15 protein-coding genes are annotated in these 17,551 nt (G+C 70.2%); 6 read left to right on the top strand and 9 right to left on the bottom strand.

What is annotated here, in order from left to right; all coding sequences use genetic code 11:
• The first annotated feature begins 2 nt into the window (after positions 1 to 2).
• A complete protein-coding gene (locus ACWEFL_RS26340) occupies positions 3 to 794 on the top strand; it encodes a response regulator (RefSeq protein WP_451717155.1) in 792 nt (263 codons plus the stop codon).
• Between the two features lie 113 nt (positions 795 to 907).
• Here ACWEFL_RS26340 and ACWEFL_RS26335 read toward each other — a convergent pair whose 3' ends face one another.
• The 4 genes from ACWEFL_RS26335 to ACWEFL_RS26320 form a co-directional block, all read right to left on the bottom strand.
• Positions 908 to 1,285 (bottom strand): hypothetical protein, encoded by a 378-nt coding sequence (locus ACWEFL_RS26335; RefSeq protein ID WP_451716990.1) that lies wholly within the window; start codon positions 1,283 to 1,285, stop codon positions 908 to 910.
• A 58-nt stretch (positions 1,286 to 1,343) separates the two neighbouring features.
• Positions 1,344 to 1,970: a hypothetical protein gene (locus tag ACWEFL_RS26330; RefSeq protein ID WP_451716989.1), complete on the bottom strand. Its 627-nt coding sequence runs from the start codon at positions 1,968 to 1,970 to the stop codon at positions 1,344 to 1,346.
• 135 nt (positions 1,971 to 2,105) lie between these two features.
• On the bottom strand, positions 2,106 to 3,740 hold the full coding sequence (gene abc-f, locus ACWEFL_RS26325; protein ID WP_451716988.1) for a ribosomal protection-like ABC-F family protein: 1,635 nt from the start codon (positions 3,738 to 3,740) through the stop codon (positions 2,106 to 2,108).
• A 478-nt stretch (positions 3,741 to 4,218) separates the two neighbouring features.
• Positions 4,219 to 5,319 carry a YncE family protein gene (locus ACWEFL_RS26320; protein WP_451716986.1) on the bottom strand — a complete coding sequence of 367 codons (1,101 nt, stop codon included), beginning with the start codon at positions 5,317 to 5,319 and terminating at the stop codon, positions 4,219 to 4,221.
• A 617-nt stretch (positions 5,320 to 5,936) separates the two neighbouring features.
• Here ACWEFL_RS26320 and ACWEFL_RS26315 point away from each other — a divergent pair.
• Positions 5,937 to 6,434: a hypothetical protein gene (locus ACWEFL_RS26315; RefSeq protein ID WP_451716985.1), complete on the top strand. Its 498-nt coding sequence runs from the start codon at positions 5,937 to 5,939 to the stop codon at positions 6,432 to 6,434.
• Between the two features lie 87 nt (positions 6,435 to 6,521).
• On the opposite strand, the gene ACWEFL_RS26310 is transcribed toward ACWEFL_RS26315, so the two are convergent.
• Entirely contained in the window at positions 6,522 to 6,818 is a 297-nt protein-coding gene (locus tag ACWEFL_RS26310; protein WP_451716984.1) for a hypothetical protein, read from the bottom strand.
• Between the two features lie 281 nt (positions 6,819 to 7,099).
• Between ACWEFL_RS26310 and ACWEFL_RS26305 the strand changes: the two genes are divergently transcribed.
• Positions 7,100 to 8,098, top strand: a complete 999-nt coding sequence (locus ACWEFL_RS26305) for a zinc-binding dehydrogenase (RefSeq protein WP_451716982.1) — start codon at positions 7,100 to 7,102, stop codon at positions 8,096 to 8,098.
• Positions 8,099 to 8,422: 324 nt separating this feature from the next.
• Positions 8,423 to 9,823, top strand: coding sequence for an NAD(P)/FAD-dependent oxidoreductase (locus tag ACWEFL_RS26300; protein ID WP_451716981.1), 1,401 nt, complete (start codon positions 8,423 to 8,425; stop codon positions 9,821 to 9,823).
• A 16-nt stretch (positions 9,824 to 9,839) separates the two neighbouring features.
• Here ACWEFL_RS26300 and bla read toward each other — a convergent pair whose 3' ends face one another.
• On the bottom strand, positions 9,840 to 10,796 hold the full coding sequence (gene bla, locus ACWEFL_RS26295; RefSeq protein WP_451716979.1) for a class A beta-lactamase: 957 nt from the start codon (positions 10,794 to 10,796) through the stop codon (positions 9,840 to 9,842).
• 595 nt (positions 10,797 to 11,391) lie between these two features.
• On the opposite strand from bla, the gene ACWEFL_RS26290 reads away from it, so the two are divergent.
• The gene (locus ACWEFL_RS26290) at positions 11,392 to 12,798 is read left to right on the top strand and encodes a DUF1214 domain-containing protein (protein ID WP_451716977.1); all 1,407 of its coding nucleotides are present in this window, start codon (positions 11,392 to 11,394) and stop codon (positions 12,796 to 12,798) included.
• A 241-nt stretch (positions 12,799 to 13,039) separates the two neighbouring features.
• Here ACWEFL_RS26290 and ACWEFL_RS26285 read toward each other — a convergent pair whose 3' ends face one another.
• The 3 genes from ACWEFL_RS26285 to ACWEFL_RS26275 form a co-directional block, all read right to left on the bottom strand.
• Complete coding sequence (locus ACWEFL_RS26285) at positions 13,040 to 13,753, bottom strand: hypothetical protein (RefSeq protein WP_451716975.1); 714 nt, start codon at positions 13,751 to 13,753, stop codon at positions 13,040 to 13,042.
• 662 nt (positions 13,754 to 14,415) lie between these two features.
• Positions 14,416 to 14,583: a hypothetical protein gene (locus ACWEFL_RS26280; protein ID WP_451716974.1), complete on the bottom strand. Its 168-nt coding sequence runs from the start codon at positions 14,581 to 14,583 to the stop codon at positions 14,416 to 14,418.
• A gap of 271 nt (positions 14,584 to 14,854) precedes the next feature.
• Positions 14,855 to 15,118, bottom strand: a complete 264-nt coding sequence (locus tag ACWEFL_RS26275) for a hypothetical protein (RefSeq protein WP_451716972.1) — start codon at positions 15,116 to 15,118, stop codon at positions 14,855 to 14,857.
• Between the two features lie 631 nt (positions 15,119 to 15,749).
• On the opposite strand from ACWEFL_RS26275, the gene ACWEFL_RS26270 reads away from it, so the two are divergent.
• Positions 15,750 to 17,372, top strand: a complete 1,623-nt coding sequence (locus tag ACWEFL_RS26270; protein WP_451717153.1) for a DNRLRE domain-containing protein — start codon at positions 15,750 to 15,752, stop codon at positions 17,370 to 17,372.
• Positions 17,373 to 17,551: the final 179 nt, after the last annotated feature.

Raw genomic sequence — 17,551 nt, 5'->3', positions numbered from 1 at the left:
CCATGCGTCCTGCACACCCGGTACGTCCCGCGCATCCGGTGCGTCCGGTACGGATCCTGCTCTGCGACGACCACGCCGTCGTACGCGCCGGGCTGCTCGCGCTCCTCGGCAGCGAGCCCGACATCGAGGTCGTCGGGGAGGCGGGCAGCGGCGAGGAAGCGGTCGCCATGGCGGTGAAGCTCAGGCCCGACGTCGTACTGATGGACCTCCAGTTGGGCGCGGGGATCGACGGGGTGGAGGCGACCCGTCGCATCGCCGCGGCGTCCGCCGAAGCGGAAGCGGGCTCGGGCACGGATGCGGGCGTCGCTGCGGGCTCGGGCTCGGGCACGGATGCGGACGCGGGTGCGGGCTCGGGCCCTGACATGGGTACAGGCGCAGGCTCGGGCGCGGGCGGGCGTGCTCATGTCCTCGTGCTGACGACGTACGACACCGACGCGGACATCACGCGGGCGATCGAGGCGGGCGCGACGGGCTATCTGCTGAAGGCGGAGCGCCCGGAGGAACTGTTCGCCGCGATCCGCTCGGCCGCCCAGGGTCGTACGGCGCTCTCCGCGCCGATCGCGAGCCGTGTCATGGACCATATGCGCGGCGCGGGCCGTCCCTCCCTGACGGAACGCGAACGAGACATTCTCGGGCAGTTGGCTCGGGGCCTCGGCAACCGTGAGATCGCGAGGGCGCTGTTCATCAGCGAGGCGACGGTCAAGACCCATCTCGGCCGGATCTACGCCAAGCTGGGCGTGGACACGAGGGCGGGCGCGGTGTCGGTGGCGAAGGAGCAGCGCCTGCTTCCCTAGAGGTCCCGGCAGAGGTCCCGACAGAGGTCCCCCACAGACGGTCGGACAGACGTCCTGCCAGAGGTCCCGACAGAGGCGTTGGACGTGTCGATCGGTCGCCGAAGCGGGACGCGTCACGCTTCCTCGACGACCCATCGACCGGAATCCACCGGCAGTCCAAGGTAGTTCTCAAGCATCCGTGTGAGGACCGTCGTGAGGACGAGTCGCTCGTCCCTGCGCTCCGGCCCTTCGTCAACGCCCCAGTCGAGCGTCGCGTAGCGACCGGGTTCCCAGCTGTCGACACCCCACGACACGGTGCCGAAGACATCGAAGCCGGGCATGACCTGTTCTGGGCTATCGCTATGAGGGTACGGAACGTTGATCGAGCTACCCCGCAGCTGTAGCCACCGTTCCTCGTCCTCGCTGTCGCTCAGCGTGATCGTGAAGTCGAAGTTCTCGGCTTCTGTCTCCTCGAACAGCCGCCGGACGATGTGCTCGGGGTTCAGTGTCATTCTCTTCCTTCCGCACGGGTGGCGATTTCGGCGGCCACGGTGTCCGGCCCGGTGATCCTCAGCGGTGCCCACTGCCCATGACGACCTTCAAGGCGATCACGTCGTAGTGGGAGTAGGAGTTGATGTCGTCGGTGCGCTCCAGGACCACTTCCCCGGCCTTCCGGTTCCACGTCTCCCAGTGCTCGTCCATGTCAGCGGACCCTGTCTCGTCCGGCTCGCCGAGTTCTGCCCGGATCAGCGCTCCCAGACGGTCGTACTCGGCATGAAAGCCGGCACGTGTCGCCTCCGGCTGCCGGATCCACGCCGGTCCGTAATCACCATCGAGGTCGTCCTCTTCGCCCTCGTCGTCCCCTTCATCCTCTTCGTCCTCGATGTCAGCCTCGTCGCCGAACGCGGGCCAGAACAGCGCGCACGGCAGCCGGATGTGCGCATCCTCGACTCCGATTCCCGGCGGATCCCCGAGTTCCAGTCGCCACCCGACCCCGTCCACCCCGCCACCGTCGATTTCGTGAGGACACCCCGCCCCGCCGCCCCATTGAACGTCGGGGCGTCCCTCCGCGCCGGGTCCTGCCCATCCCAGCTGCAAGAAGGCTTCCTCCAGCTGGGATCTGTCCCAGGGACGCTCCGCGAAAGCGATCAGTCGACGCACCCAAACGGCGTCGACCTGCAAAGTCTTCAAGGTCATTCTCTGATGTTATGCACGCCCGGCCACATGCCGGACCACCGGCACCGCGGCCCACGTTTCCGGGACCGGGCGACCGCTGGTTCCGACGGTCGGAGACGCGGGGCCTCGGACACGGGCGGGGTCGACACCGGCGGCTCACTCCTCTGGGGCGCCCGTCTCCTTCAGCTCGCCGTCGGCCAGCCGCAGCCACCGGTCCACGCCGATCCCGCGCAGGAACCGCTCATCGTGGCTGACCACCACGAAGGCGCCCTGGTAGGAGTTCAAGGCGCTCTCCAACTGGCCCACGCTGACCAGGTCGAGGTTGTTCGTCGGCTCGTCCAGGAGCAGCAGATGCGGAGCCGGTACCGCGCACAGCACACAGGCCAGGGTGGCGCGCAGCCGCTCGCCTCCGGAGAGCACCCCGACGGGCAGATGGACGCGAGCCCCTCGGAAGAGGAAGCGGGCGAGCAGGTTCATCCGCTCGGCCTCCGGCCGCTCCGGGGCGTACTCGGCGAAGTTCTCGGCCACCGTACGGTCCGGATCCAGCAGGTCCAGTCGCTGTGAAAGGTAGGCGGTGCGACCGTCGGCACGCTTGATCACACCACTCCGCGGAGACAGGTCACCGCTGAGCAGACGCAGCAGCGTGCTCTTGCCGGCGCCGTTGGGACCGGTCAGCGCGACACGCTCCGGACCCCGAATCGTCACATCGACCCCCGCACCGGCGAACACGTCCAGACCGCCGAGACGGACGCGAAGCCGCTCGCCGAGGAACAGGTTGCGTCCTGCGGGGACGTTGGTGTCCGGCAGGTCCAGCGTGATGCGCTGCTCCTCGCGCAGCGCCCGCCCGGCCTCGTCCAGGCGGGCCTTCGCCTCGCTGACCCGGCCGGCGTGCATCTGGCCCGCCCGGCCCGCGGACTCCTGCGCGCCACGCTTCATGTTGCCGGCGAAGATGCGGGGCAGACCGGCGTTCTTCAGGTTGCGGGCGGCGTTGCTCTGGCGGCGTTCCGCGCGCTCGCGGGCCTGCTGCATCTCGCGCTTCTCCCGCTTCAGCTCCTGCTCGGCGTTGCGGACGTTCTTCTCGGCGACTTCCTGCTCCGCCCGTACGGCCTCCTCGTACTCGGTGAAGTTGCCGCCGTAGGTGCGCAGTTCACCGCGGCCGAGTTCGGCGATGCGTTCCATGCGGTCGAGCAGCGCGCGGTCGTGGCTGACCAGGAACAGGCAGCCCTTGAAGTCCTCCAGTACGCCGTAGAGCTTGTTCCGGGCGTCGCGGTCGAGGTTGTTGGTGGGTTCGTCGAGGAGCAGTACGTCGGGCCGCTTCAGCAACTGGGCGGCGAGACCGAGGGAGATGACCTGGCCGCCGCTGAGGGTGCTCAGGCTGCGATCCAGGGTGAGGTCGGCCAGGCCGAGGCGGTCGAGCTGGGCGCGGGTGCGTTCCTCGACATCCCAGTCGTCGGCGATGGTGGTGAAGTGCTTCTCGTCGACGTCCCCGGACTCCACGGCGTCGATGGCCTGGATGATCTCGGCGACGCCCAGCACCTCGGCGACCGTGAGGTCGCCGGTGAGGGGAAGGGTCTGCGGGAGGTAGCCGAGGGTGCCGGCCACGGAGACCGACCCGGTGCCGGGCGGCAGTTCACCGGCGATGAGCCTAAGCAGCGTGCTCTTGCCGGTGCCGTTGGGCGCGACGAGGCCGGTGCGGCCGGAGCCGACCGTGAAGGACAGGTCCTCGAAGACGGGGGTGTCGTCGGGCCAGGAGAAGGACAGGTTCGAGCAGACGATGAAGGCATCGGACATGGAGGTGACCTCGTAAGGAGGAGGCGGGGCAGACACGTGTGCCCCGGCGAGAGACAAGGGGAGGGAGGAAACGACAGCGAGGCCACGTCGGCGGCGCTTCCACGCACCGGCCGGTGGCCTGTCGGGTCCGGGAATCACCCGGAGATGTCGTCGTCCACCACCATGTCTGGGCTCCTCAACAAACGATCAACGTCTTCATCAGGGTAACAGCGGGGGGTGTCGGACCGGAGGGACGACGGGTCCCCCGGTCGGGAGTGCCGGGGGCGGCGGGGGTGGCGGGAGTGCCGGGGGCGGCGAGGGGCGCGCGGGGCCGCGAAGTTCACCGGAGAAGGGGGACCACGCGCGGCTACCGCCCGCCGAGGGCCCCGCCACCACCGCGCGTGAGCCCCGCCGCCACAGCCCGGCTCCGCGCTCCGCGCGCTCGGGTCACCTGTCGACGCGGTGTCCGCCACGGTTCACGGCGCCGGCCGGATTGACGTCACGGCGCCGGCCGCGTGGGCGCGGGAAGGACCTCCAGAGTGAATGCCCCCGCCCATCGGTCGCCCGCGACGGCGAAGAGCCTGCTGCGGTCGGGAGCCCAGGCGAGCCCCGCCGACTGAAGCGTCGGGATGGTGGCGCTGGTCCGGCCGAAGTCGTACTCCCGGATCGGGGTGGCGGTGCCCGGCCGGAAGGTGAAGACGTCGGGTGAGTACCAGCTGTTCACTCCCCCGGCCACGGTGCCGTCCGGAGCGATGTCCACCGCGTTCGGGTACGAACCGGTGGTGTAGGCGCCATCCTCGGCGAGGTCCGATGTCCGGTACACCTGGAGGTGGTACGGGAATCCGCTCGCCACCACGACCTGGTCGCCGTCGGGGCTGAGGGCGATGTCTTCGGTGTTGGAGGCGCTCGTCCACAGATACGCCTGCCGCTTGACCGTACCCCCGGATACGTCGTACGCCACGACCTCGGCCGGGCTGAGACCCACGGAACCCGCGACCAGGACATCCGGCTCACCGGGTGCCGACGCCAGCATGGGGGCCGAGTACCACTCACGGCCCGGCGCCCGGTTCAGGGTGACGGTGGGGTCGCCGTCGTCGTCCGATACGTCGACCGAGCCGATGTCGCCTTCGGTGGCCGCGCCGTAGCCGAACCAGAGCGTGTCACCGGTCAGCGCCGGGAACGTGGGCCGGGTGCCCGGACCGGTGGGGTAGCGGGCGGACTCCTTGAGCGTGTCCGTGTCGATCGCCACGATGGCGTCGGCCCGAGCGGCGGCCGCGTACACCGTCTCGGAGTCCTCGGACAGCTCCAGACCCTGTACGCCGGGCAGGGAGGCGACCGTCGCCACGACCCGGCCCGCGTAGTCGGTGACGACGACCTTGCCGCCCGACGGGTCGCTGATGAAGACGCGCCGGTGGTCGCCGTCCACCACGATGTCGCCGCTCGACGTGATGGGAAGAGCCGCGCCGGTGGCGGCCATCGCCGAGGCGGCCGTCGCGGAAGCGGCCGTCGCGGAAGCGGCCGGAGAGCCGGTCAGGGCGACGGAACCGGCGGCGACTAAGAACGCCGTCGCCACCGACAGGCCACGCATACGCACACCCATGGGAAACCCCGTTTCGTTCGGAGAGCCGCGACAGCTCCCGTCCACGGCCCGTGTGATCGGTCGGCACGCAGGTTATGACATGGCTCCAACATGTCGGCGGCCGGAGAGCGTGGGCGCGCGCGGGGTGACACAGGATCCGGCCGTATCCGGTATCACTGCGGGATCCGGCCACCCGTGAGCGACGGTCCGTCCCTGTCCCACCGGAAAGAGCAGGTGGCCGGTGTGCGAAGGCCCTGCCGCGTTCCCGGCCCTCCCGTGTCCGGGACAGGGCCTGTCTGTCCGGGACACCGCTCGGCCGCACGCTCCCCGATCCGCCCCGATCCGCCCCGCCCCGACCTGCCCCGACCCGCCTCCCGGCCCGGACCGGGTGGGCCCCGGCCGGAGCCGCGTCGGCCGATGACGGCCGATTCGCATCACGTAACCGAGGCCCGGAACACGTGCCCGAGGCCCGAAAGAGGCCCGTACGCGCCCGGACCCCGGCCCCCAGCCCCCGGACCGACGACACCGTACCGGCGACGCGACCGCGCAGGGCCGTACCCGCGACCGCGCAGGTCCCCACCCCCGGCGGCACCGGACCGCGCCGACGGCGGATCCGGGGGGCGTGACACCATCACCCCGTGCTCGACATCGGCTACTCCCTCTCCCGTCGCTTCCCCGACCCCCCGCAGACCGACTACCGCCGCGCGGACGTCCACGCCCTGAGGTACGACCTGTTCTGCGGGGACGTGTATCTCGCGGACGCCAAGGAGGACCGGGAGCTGTCCACAGCCTGGGGATGGGTGCCGGTGCTCGACTTCGCCTGGGCGCTCTGCGACATCGTCGAGCAGCTCGATCGGGACCCCCTCGGCAGCCGGGCCTCACGGCCGCTCCACGCGGAGTTGGACTTCACCGAGTCCGCCGACCGGATGCTGTTCGAGCGGCGGTTCGGGTGGGTGGACGTGGAGGCGGACTGGATGGCGGGGGACGAACCGCCGCTCACCTTCGGCCACACCGAGCTGCGCAGGGAAGCACGGGACTTTCTGCACGACCTGATCGCCGACCTGTCCGACATGCACGAAGGACTCGCGGACAATCCCGTGATCTGGGACCTCCAGGCCCGCTTCCCGCGCGTCTGACGCGGGCCGGCCGGGAGGGAGGCCGGGGGGGAGGCCGGGAGAGAACCCGCGGCGACCGCCCCCGAAGGATCCCCAAGGGGACGGGACTCAGCGCCTCCGCGGCTGCCGCTGGGCCGGCACCATCAGCGAGAGGCCGAACAGCGCGACCACCGCGCCGAACGTGGTGACCGCGGAACGCGCGCCCGTCTGCTCGATGAGCAGACCGCCCGCCAACTGGAGGACGAGCGCGGCGGCGATCGTCAGCTGCGCCCAGCCGAACAATTGCGGGCGGACGACGTGCCGACGCTGCCAGGACGGAAGCCAGCTCCAACGGAGTGCGGCCACCCCGGCGACCACGAGCAGCAGCGCTATCAGGCCGATCGGTACGCCGATGTACAGAGCCATGGTCTCCCCCCTTAGTACCGCGATCATGACATGCCTTCCACCGGCGGGGCCAGACCCGCGCGGGGCCCGCCACCAGTCCGGGAATCCGGTAACCGGCCGGGAATCCCGGGGCGGCGGCGGAACACCTCTTGACCTCAAGCGGACTTGAGGTTGAACGCTGGTCGGGCGGCCGGACGCCACATTCCAAGCCGCGCGTTCCAAGCCGCCGCATTCCCAGAAGCCGCGCCGCCCAGCCGCACCGCCAAACCGCACTTCCAAGTAGCCACCCAACGGGAGCATCCATGCACGCCATCCGCCTCCACACCTACGGACCCGCCGAGAACCTCGTGTACGAGGAGGTCGAGGACCCGGTCCCCGGCCCCGGACAGGTGCGGATCGCCGTCGCCGCTGCCGGCGTGCACCTCCTCGACAGCGACCTGCGCGAGGGGCGGACCGGCCCGTACCCCACCCCTGTCGAATTGCCCACCATCCCCGGCCGCGAGGTCGCGGGCACGGTGGACGGGCTCGGCGCGGGCACCGACCCCCGGTGGCTCGGCAAGAAGGTCGTCGTCCACCTCGGCATGGTCCCCGGCGGCTACGCGGAACTCGCCGTCACCGACGCGGCCCGACTCCACGAGATCCCCGCCGGTCTCGACGAGGCCGAGGCCGTCGCCATGATCGGGACCGGGCGTACGACGATGGGCATCCTCCAGTTCGCGGAGCTGGGCCCGGAATCCGTCGCCGTCGTCCCGGCCGCGGCGGGCGGTATCGGCACGCTTCTCGTCCAGTACGCCAAGAACGCGGGCGCGACCGTCATCGCCCTCGCGGGCGGCCCGGTCAAGGTCTCCCGCGCGCTGGCCAACGGCGCCGACCTCGCGGTCGACTACACGCTGCCCGACTGGCCGGACCAGGTCTCCTCGTATCTGGGCGACCGGCGCGCCACGGTCGTCTTCGACTCGGTCGGCGGGACGACCGCGCTCGCCGCCGTGGGCCTTCTCGGCAAGGGCGGGCAGCACATCGTCTTCGGCTGGGTCAGGGGCGACCAGAGCGAAGGCGGCCCGCTGACCTTCACCGACGACGAACAGACCGATCGCGGCATCACCTCCGAACAGGTGCTCGGCCCGGTGATGCTCCAGAAGGCGGGCGGGGACATTCGCGTACTGGAGCGACGCTCCCTCGACGAGGCGGCGGAGGGCCGGCTGCGACCGGCCGTCCAGCGCTTCCCGCTCGCCGAGGCGGCCCGCGCGCATCGCGCGATGGAGACCCGCGGGACGATGGGCAAGGTCGTACTCGTGCCGTAAGCCGTGAGCCGTGAGCCGTGAGCCGTACGGACTGTCCCGGCGGACGCGCGCGACAGGGTGGTGCCCGGCGCGGGCGAGCCCGGCCGCCGGCTGTCCGCCGAAGCCGCCGGGGCGTCCGTCACCCGTCGATCCCACAGACTTCCAACTCAACGAATTCCGTTATTCTCACCGCCCGCCGCCGCGCTTACAGTCGTATGAACATGGTCCCGCCACGCATCAGAGCACCTGAGCACCAGACCACCAGAGCACCAGAGCGATGAGCAGGGCCGGAGAACGACAAGGCCGAGAGACAAAAGGCCGAAGCCGAAGAGGCAAAGGGACAAGATGAGCACGACGAGCACCGTCAACGGCGGCATTTCGTTCTGGTACGCGCAGGACGGACTCCCCGAGCCCCGCGAGCCGCTCCCCGGTGACGCCACGGCGGACGTCTGCATCGTCGGCGGCGGATACACCGGACTGTGGACGGCGTACTACCTGAAGCAGGCCGCCCCCTTTCTGAAGATCACCATCCTTGAGGCGAAATTCTGCGGCTACGGCGCGTCGGGGCGGAACGGCGGCTGGCTCTACAACGGCATCGCCGGCCGCGGCCGGTACGCCAGGCTCCACGGCCACGAAGCCGCCGTACGCCTCCAGAACGCCATGAACGACTCCGTCGACGAAGTCATCCGGGTCACCGAAGAGGAGAACATCGACGCCGACATCCACCGGGGCGGGGTCCTCGAAGTCGCCTACACCCCGGCGCAGTTCGAGCGGCTCAAGGCGTACCACGCCGTCGAGATCGCCTTCGGCGAGAAGGAACGGCTGATGTTCGGGGCCCGTGAGACCGCCGACCGGGTACGCGTCACCGGAGCCATCGCCTCCAGCTGGACCCCGCACGGCGCGCGGCTGCACCCGGTGAAGCTGGTCAAGGGCCTCGTGGCGGCGGTCGAGGCGCTCGGCGTCACGATCCACGAGTCCACCCCGGTCACGGAGATCATGCCGAAGCGGGCCGTCACCCCGTACGGCACGGTCCGCGCCCCCTACATCCTGCGCTGCACCGAGGGCTTCACCGCCGGCATCAAGGGCCAGCGCCGCGCCTGGCTCCCCATGAACTCCTCCATGATCGCGACCGAGCCGCTGCCCCCGTCGGTGTGGGAGACCATCGGCTGGGAGGGCCGTGAAACGCTCGGCGACATGGCCCACGCCTATGTGTACGCCCAGCGCACGGCGGACGACCGCATCGCGATCGGCGGGCGGGGCGTCCCGTACCGCTTCGGATCGCGTACGGACAACGACGGGCGCACCCAGCCCGCGACGATCGAGGCGCTCCGCGACATGCTGGTCCGCTTCTTCCCCGCCACCGCGCGCGCCAGGATCGACCACGCGTGGTCCGGCGTCCTGGGCGTGCCCCGCGACTGGTGCGCGACGGTCGCGCTCGACCGTTCCACCGGCCTCGGCTGGGCGGGCGGCTATGTCGGCTCCGGCGTCACCACCACCAATCTCGCGGCCCGCACCCTGCGCGATCTGATCCAGCGGGACTCGGGGCAGGCGGGCTCCACCGATCTCACCGCGCTGCCCTGGGTCGACCACAAGGTCCGCAAATGGGAGCCGGAGCCGATGCGCTGGGTCGGCGTACAGGCGATGTACGCGGCCTATCGGGGCGCGGACCGCCGTGAGTCGGCGGGGATCTCCACGGGGACGGACCGGGTGGCGAAGCTGGCGGACCGGATCTCGGGCCGCTCCTAGAGCCTCCTCGAGGCCGTCAGGTCAAGGCGGTGACGACTGCCTTGGCGGCGCGTGCGATGAGTTCGTCGTGGTGTTCGGTGTCCTGGGTGCCCTGGGTGTCGCGGCTGGAGAGGGTGACGATGACGATGGGGGCGGCCTTGGGCGGCCAGGCGACGGCGATGTCGTTGCGGGTGCCGTAGCCGCCTGTACCGGTTTTGTCCCCGACTTCCCAGGTGGCGGGGAGACCCGCGCGGATGAGGCTGTCGCCGGTGGTGTTGCGCTTGAGCCAATCGGTCAGCAGCGCCTTCTTCTCGTCGTCGAGGGTGTCGCCGAGCGTGTAGGCGCGCAGGTCGGTGGCGAGGGCGCGAGGGGTGCTGGTGTCGCGGGTGTCGCCCGGGGTGGCTTCGCTGAGGGCGGTCTCGATGCGGTCGGCCCGGGTGGTGGTGTCGCCCAGGGCGGCGAGCGCGGCCTGGAAGGCTTTCGGTCCGCCCAACTCGTCGAAGAGGAGGTTGGCGGCGGTGTTGTCGCTGTAGCGGATGGCGGCGTCGCACAGAGCGCGCAGGGACATGCCGGTGTCGACGTGCTTCTCGGTGACCGGTGAGTGGGACACCAGGTCGTCGTGGCTGTAGCGGACGAGTTCTTCGAGTTCTTCCAGGGTGTTCTGCTGGAGTACGGCGGCTGCCGAGAGCGCTTTGTGGGTGGAGCAGTAGGCGAAGCGCTCGTCGGGCCGGTGCAGGACCGTCCGCCCGCTGCCGGTGTCGATCGCGTAGACGCCGAGCCGGGCGTCGAACTCTCGCTCCAAGGCCGCGAAGGCGTCGCCGGTCGGCGCCTTGGCCTCATGGGTCTCAGGAGGCGAGGCGGTGTCGGCGGCTTTGGCACCGGCGGGATCCGTCGCGGGAGGCGAGGCGGTGTCGGCGGCCTTGGTGCAGCCGACGAGCGGGACGGCGGCGAGGGCGGTCAGCGCGGCGAGCGAGGCACGACGGGTGACGGCCACTGCGGGATCCTGTTCATCGCTCTCAGCGGGCTCGTGACTCGTGGCGGGCCCTTGACTCTGGGTGGGCTCGTGACTGGTGGCGGGCCCCTGACCCGAGACTACGTGCCCGCCGACGCGATGGTCGCGGTCACAGCGCCTGGCGTATCGGGGCGAGCCGGACCGTGGCTTCGTAGCGGGCCGGTGATCCGCCGCCATGGCCGCGCGGGTACGTGCGGAGGGCGCGCGAGGAGTACGACGTACCAGCCGAACCGCCCCCGACCGGGTCCGGGCACGCCCGCGCGGGGAACCCGAAGGCGGGCGGGCCGTCGCATCCGGGAAAGCGAGCGCATCGCCGACCTGTCCCCCGGTGAGGTGGACGGCCGATCAGCGGCACGACCGGTCCGACGACTGGACGCACTGGACGACCGGGAGAACCGGGAGAACCAGCAGGACCGAGAAGACCGGCAAAACCGGCAGGACCGAACCGAGAAGACCGGCAGGACCGGCAGGACCGCCGATGGTGATGAGGCCCGTTCCCGCCCGTCACCCGTTCGGACCTCGTCGATGGCGGTTCCCCGGTGCCCCTCGGAGGGTGGGACAGACGAGAGGGGCCGGTATGGCGCGCACGGTGGAGTTCCGGGGCGGCTATCCGACGCGGGAGAGCACCCGGACCGCGCTCGCCGACACGGACCGCCGCCGGGCCGTCGAGGCGTACCGCTTCTTCTACCCGACCGTCTCGCTGGAGGGCGTCATCCAGGGCGTACGCGACACGGGAGCCGTGGACAACCGCACCGCGCTGCTCTTCCTCGCCCGCCCCCACCACATCGGTTTCACCCTGAACTCGGACACGCCCTGCACGAACGGCGTCCTGGATCTGCGGGAGAGCGGCCCGATGGTGATCGACCTGCCGCCCGGCCCGATCGTCGGACTGGTGAACGACCACCACCACCGCTGGTTGACCGATCTCGGCCTGCCCGGCGCGTACGGTCCCAGGGGCGGCCGGCATCTGCTGCTGCCGCCCGGCTGGAACGGTCCCGTCGCCGATGAGGGGTACGACGGGTACACGGTGGTGCGCGCGGACACCTGGACCGTGTTCTGCGCCCTGCGGGCGCTGCCGCTGCGCGGTGACGTGGAGGCCGCGAAGAAGGTGCTGGCGGCGGTCCGCTGCTACCCGCTGGCCAAGAGCGACCATCCGTCTCCGTACGCCTTCGTCGACCACAGCGATCGCCCCTTCGACTGCACCTGTCTGCGCTGGGAGGACAATCTCGCCTTCTGGCGGGTCCTGCACGGGGTGATCGACTCGGAGCCCGCGATCGAGGAGTTCCGCCCCATGCTGGGCCTGCTCGCGGAACTCGGCATCGAGACGGGCCGCCCCTTCGCGCCGGACGAGCGGATGACCGCGCTTCTCACCGAGGCCGCGCACGAGGGCCGCGACGGCCTCCTCGTCTCGGCCTTCGCCTCCCGCCGCCCCGACCGCCTCGCCTGGCCGGACCGCGCCTGGGAGTGGGCCGGGCTCCGCCCGGAGAACGGCTCCTTCGAACGTCCCGGCTCCCTCGACATCGAGGCCAGGGACCGCTGGTTCGCCCAGGCGACCGGGGCCGCCCCGGCGATGTTCCGCCGCGCGCTGGGCCAGGGCTCCCTCTCCTGGCTCGGCCTCCGCGACGCCCGAGGCGGCTACCTCGACGGCGGCCGTGCCTACCGTCTGTCGGTGCCCCTGCCCGTACCGGCCACGCTGTTCTGGTCCCTGACGGTGTACGACGCCGAGACCCGCTCCGAGGTCGCGACCCCCCAGGACCGGGCGGCCCTCCGCTCCCTGCTGGACGGCCTCGCCCCCGAGAGCACCAAGGTGATCGACCTCTTCTTCGCCCCCACGAAGCCGCCCACCGCCCCCGACCCCCACTGGATCCGGACCATCCCGGGCCGCGGCTGGTTCGGCTGCTTCCGCGTGTACGGCCCCGAACAGCCGGCTTTCAACGGCTCATGGCGTCTGGGTGACTTCGAGGAACTGGAAGCGTCCGAGTAGCTCCGTAGCCTCGGCCGATCCTCTCCGGCTGCCTCCGGTCACCTCGGCCTGTCATCGCGGCAGCGTCTTCTCGGGACCCTGAAGGGCGAACCCGCGTGCGCGGAGCCGGGCCGCGACCACAGGGCGACCCCGCGGGCTGTCACCGCGCGCCGTGCCCCATCCGCCAGCCGAACTTCGGCGAAGTAGCCACGACTGCGAGACAAGGCCGGACTGGGGGCGTACCCAACCTGCCTGCCGCTGTTCAGCGGCGCCGCTCGACATCCGTGCAGTCGACCTCGGAGGAAGCGCCGTACGGCTCGATGACGGTCTTCGTACCGGTCACGTTGCCGGACAAACACAGCTCGCCGCCCAGAATCCGCAGGTCGAGGGTGAACTCCACCCTGTCACCGGAGCGTTGCGGGCCGTGGATCCGCTCGTCGATGTAACCGAGGCCGCGCAGGGTCTTCTTGACCGGCTGCGGGGCGGGGGCGGGCTGGCTCTCGAGGGCCTTCGTGATGCGCTGGGAGTGGACGCGGGCAGCGCACTTCTCCGTGGAGCGCAGTGGCACCTCCTTCTTGACGTCCATGGGGTCCATGGGTTCACCGGTGGGCGGCGGCTCGTCCGGAAAGGACTCCTCGGGCAACGGCATGATGGTCGGCTCGCGCGAGAAGGACGGCAGGGCCGCGGAGGGCGGTTCCCCCGGCGGCACCGGCACGTCCGGGAAGCACGGCTCGGCAAGGGAGCTGAGGAGTTCCATGAACGCGAGGAACTCGGCGTCCCTGGACCCGGCGGACGAGGACGCGACCGATTCGCCCCCTGCCCGGTCGCCGGCTCCGGCTTTCGGATCCTCGCCGCCCGCCTCTTCGGTGCCACAGCCGGCGAGAGCGAACACGCACACCACCGCGAGCGCCGCGCCGCGCCGGACGAGGGAGGGTTTCCGGACCCGAGCAATATGGTTCCTGGATGGTCGTCTCATGCTCGCAGTGTGGGAACGGGCAGAGCAGGGGTCATGAGTACCGTGACTCAGATCGAGGCCGCACGTACTCATCCGCAGACTCGCGACCGCCGACCGGGGTGAGGCACGGGCTCGGCATCCGAACTGCCACCACCCAGCGGGTACTTCACCGAGGCACACCGCCACGCCTCCGGCGAGACCGGCTTCCCTCGCGTCTAACGGAGTTACGCCCCTGGGCCGCGGGGGTGCTCAGCCTGAACACGGCGGAAGGCGGTGGCCCCGCACCGGATTGTGCCCGATCCCAGGCTGGTCGGCTGGCAACCCTGTACACGACGCGATCCCCTCACCAGCGGACGCGGCGAGCGCCCCGGCGACCCAGGGCCAGGTTCTGGGGATCTCGGCCGCATCCACAATCGCAGGCAGGAGCACGGCCGACCGCAGGAGCGGATAAGGGGCGGTGAGCGCGAGGAGGAGGCCGGCCGCGACGGTGGTGGTGAGGATGTGTCCGTGCATCAGGTCAGGGCGGTGGACGTGGCCCGTGCTACTGGGTGGTGCGTTATTCCTGTCACCGGGCTGTGACGCTGCTGATGTCGGCGTGGTGGAGGGCGCGTTGCTGGGCGGTGAGTCGACGGTAGGGCGCCCGGTACCGGAGCGTCCGGGCCCAAGCGCCGCCTTACCTCTGGTTACAGGTCGCCGAGGACTTCCTTACGGGCGGTTTCGGCTTTCTTGTTGAGCTGGTTGGTCATCCGTATGGCGGTGATGGTCGAGAGGATACCGAGGACGATGGCGAGGGTTTGGGTGATCACACTGACGATCGCGATGTTCTTGGTGGCGTTGGCGATGAGCAGCATGATGATTCCACCGGAGACTCAGGCGAACCAGATGCGGAACTTCTCGACTCTGACGGCTTTCTGGATGTCGCTATAGCTGGCCATGGTTCCTCATGACGTATGCGTGATGAGAGAAGGTTCATCCTGCGCGGGGGCTGCGGTCCTGTGGGCGGTGCGCCTGTTTCTGTGACACAGGTGAGACCCGCTCGGTGGCAGGGCGGTCACCCTCGCCGCACCCCCGAGCGTGCGTGAGCCCGGCCTGCGCGGGCGGCCGGGCCCGTGTTTCGCGCGGTCACCCCATTCGGCGAAACAGACAGATGAGCGCGGTGCGTTCACTGGTCAGGGCCTTGGCCTCTGCGGCCGCCATGTTGGAGAGAGTCCAGCCCGCCTCTTCGATCGCGCTGATCTGCTCGGCAACGCCCGGCATGGGCGCGGTGACTCGGCTGTTCATGGTCGCCTCAATGATCTTGTAGACGAGGACCTGCTGACCGCGCGCGTAGGCTTCCCGCGCCTCCTTGACGGCGACCTGTGCCTTGGCGTCGTTGATGAACCCCATGTGTGCCCCCTCGGCGTTACTGATGCGAGAGGCCATCTTCCGCCGGGGTGGGGTGCTGGTGTGCCGGGTGTGTCTGTTCTGTGACACGGTGAGGCCCGCCGGTTTGGTGGTGCCTTGGTGGCTTCGATGCGTGAGCACGCCCTCCGCGCGTTTCGCCAGGATCACGAAGCCGGCAGTCCACGGGCAGGAAGCGCGCGGGCTCATCGTGAAAGCGATTGTGTAGCCGAGCGCGGGCAGGCAGGCCCGCCACGTCGCCGGGTCCGCCCGGTCCGTCTCCTCCGGCGCGAACCACTCGAAGTACGCGGTACGCGGCCGCTCCCCTTCCGCCCACAGCGCCTCGATCAGGGCGCGGCCGGTCTTGCGCTTCCCGTTCAGGCATACCGACTTCTCCCTCCCTCCGGCGGACGCCCCACCACAGCTGGGCCTTGAGCCGGGTCAGCATGGCCGGGCCGAACGCCTGCTCAAGCCGGACGCTCCACCCTCACAAGGACGCCATGCGCCGCATGGGAGACACCTTCATTCCCCGACCCGAACCACCGACTGAGACCAGAACCGAGACCACGGACACCCGCGCGGCCCGCGCCCGGGCACCCACAACCCCGACGGGACGGCCCGCACCGCCCGCTCATTCATCACCTGGAACACCACACCGTTCCGGGACGCGCTGATTGTCGACACGAATCTCGCGCTGTGGAACTACCACTCGGGCAACACCGACTGCACCGCGCAGAGCTGGACGGTCTGGGACACCACCGCGTCTTCCACAGCATCGCGCTGGACGCACCAGCCCGTCTGGAACCACCAGTACCACTCCTCCGCCCAGACCCGCGGCAACCCGTCCTGCGCCGCCGCCCAGCCCGACGGCTGGATCAACGCCGACGTCGACACCCTCGTCCAGACCTGGGCCTCGGCCAGCGCCACCCGTGGTCATATGGGCCTGCGCGCCGCCGTGGACGACACACGCGCCTGGAAGCGAGTCAACTCCGCCAACAACGCGGCCCACCAGCCCAAGCTGACCGTCGTCTACAACTACCGGCCCTCCGACGGCACCCACCAGGAGGCAGGACCGCCCTTCAAGTCGTACGCGGGCGTCTGGGCCGTCAACACCACCACGCCGACCCTGCGGGACACCTTCACCGACCCCGACGGCGACCACGTCAACGGCACCTTCCAGATCTACGACTCCGTCACCAATCTCCCCATCACCACCCCCGCGGGCGACGGCGTCGTCGTGTCCGCCTACGCCGCCTCCGGCACCCCCGTCCACGTGACCGTGCCCGCGGGCCAGCTCAAGGACGGCCACACCTACAAGTTCCGCACCAGCGCCTACGACGGCACGCACTACAACACCGGCTGGTCCCCGTGGCGTCAGTTCGTCGTCGACACCACCGCCCCCGGCGCTCCGAAGAGCATCACGTCGTCCACCTACCCGGAGAACCTTCCGGGCGGCGCCACGGGCGAGCAGGGCCGATTCGATGTGGAGACCGGCGTCACCGACGCCCGCGAAGTGCAGTACCGGATCGGTCCGGCCGAAACCGACGACGACGGCAACAGCGGGAACACCAGCCCTGACGGGTGGCTGAGCACCCCGACATCCACCGGCAGCCTCTACGCCTCGTTCAACGCCGCCCCTACCGAGAACGGCAACCATCAGGCGGAAGTACGGTCAGTAGACCGGGCCGACAACACGGGCGCGACTCGAATCTACGGCTTCGCGTCACCGAGGCGTACCGACATAGGCCGCGCCAAGAAGATCGACATCGATCTCCCCAAGCCCAACATCGGCGCGACCCCGCCCGCGCACCACGATGCGCCGCAGCCCGCGTGGGAGTGGGTGACGGTCCAGCGGAATGGCACGGTCACCGACGGCAAGCCGAAGGTGTACCGCAGCACCGGCCCGAAGAGCCGTTCAACGGTGACGCTGACGCCGCTGGCGGAGCTGAAGCGCAGCCCGGAGGACGTGGCGCAGGCGCGGCGACAGCAACGGCTGCCCTCATACCCGGACCCGATCATCAAGGGTGCCTGGTGCGACCCGACGCTGGTGAACATCGCAACGCAGATGACCCGGACCGAGGCGTGTCTGCCGATGCAGGTGAGCTACACGTTCACGGACCTGTCAACCCGGCCGCCGAAGGCGTACGAGCAACTGTTCGACGCGCTGTACATGGTGAAGGTCGACCCGGACGGCAACAAGATCAAGACGTGGATGCAGATCGACCCGAAGGACTGGTCGATCCCCTTTCCCCAGGGCTGATTCAAAGTCGCGGTGATCTTGTTGTGGTGGTGGTCAGTTGATGCCCAGGAGCTTGAGTGGTCGGGTGAATGGTTCGTAGGACACCTCGCGGAGTCCAGCGGCGATGTTGCTGTACCCAGCGTCCCGGAGTGCGTTGATCGCGAGGTTGCGGAGGGTGGCCAGGTTGGCCGGTCCGTGGC

Source organism: Streptomyces sp. NPDC004838 (genome assembly GCF_053600955.1).
This window is presented reverse-complemented; position numbering and strand designations above follow the sequence as displayed.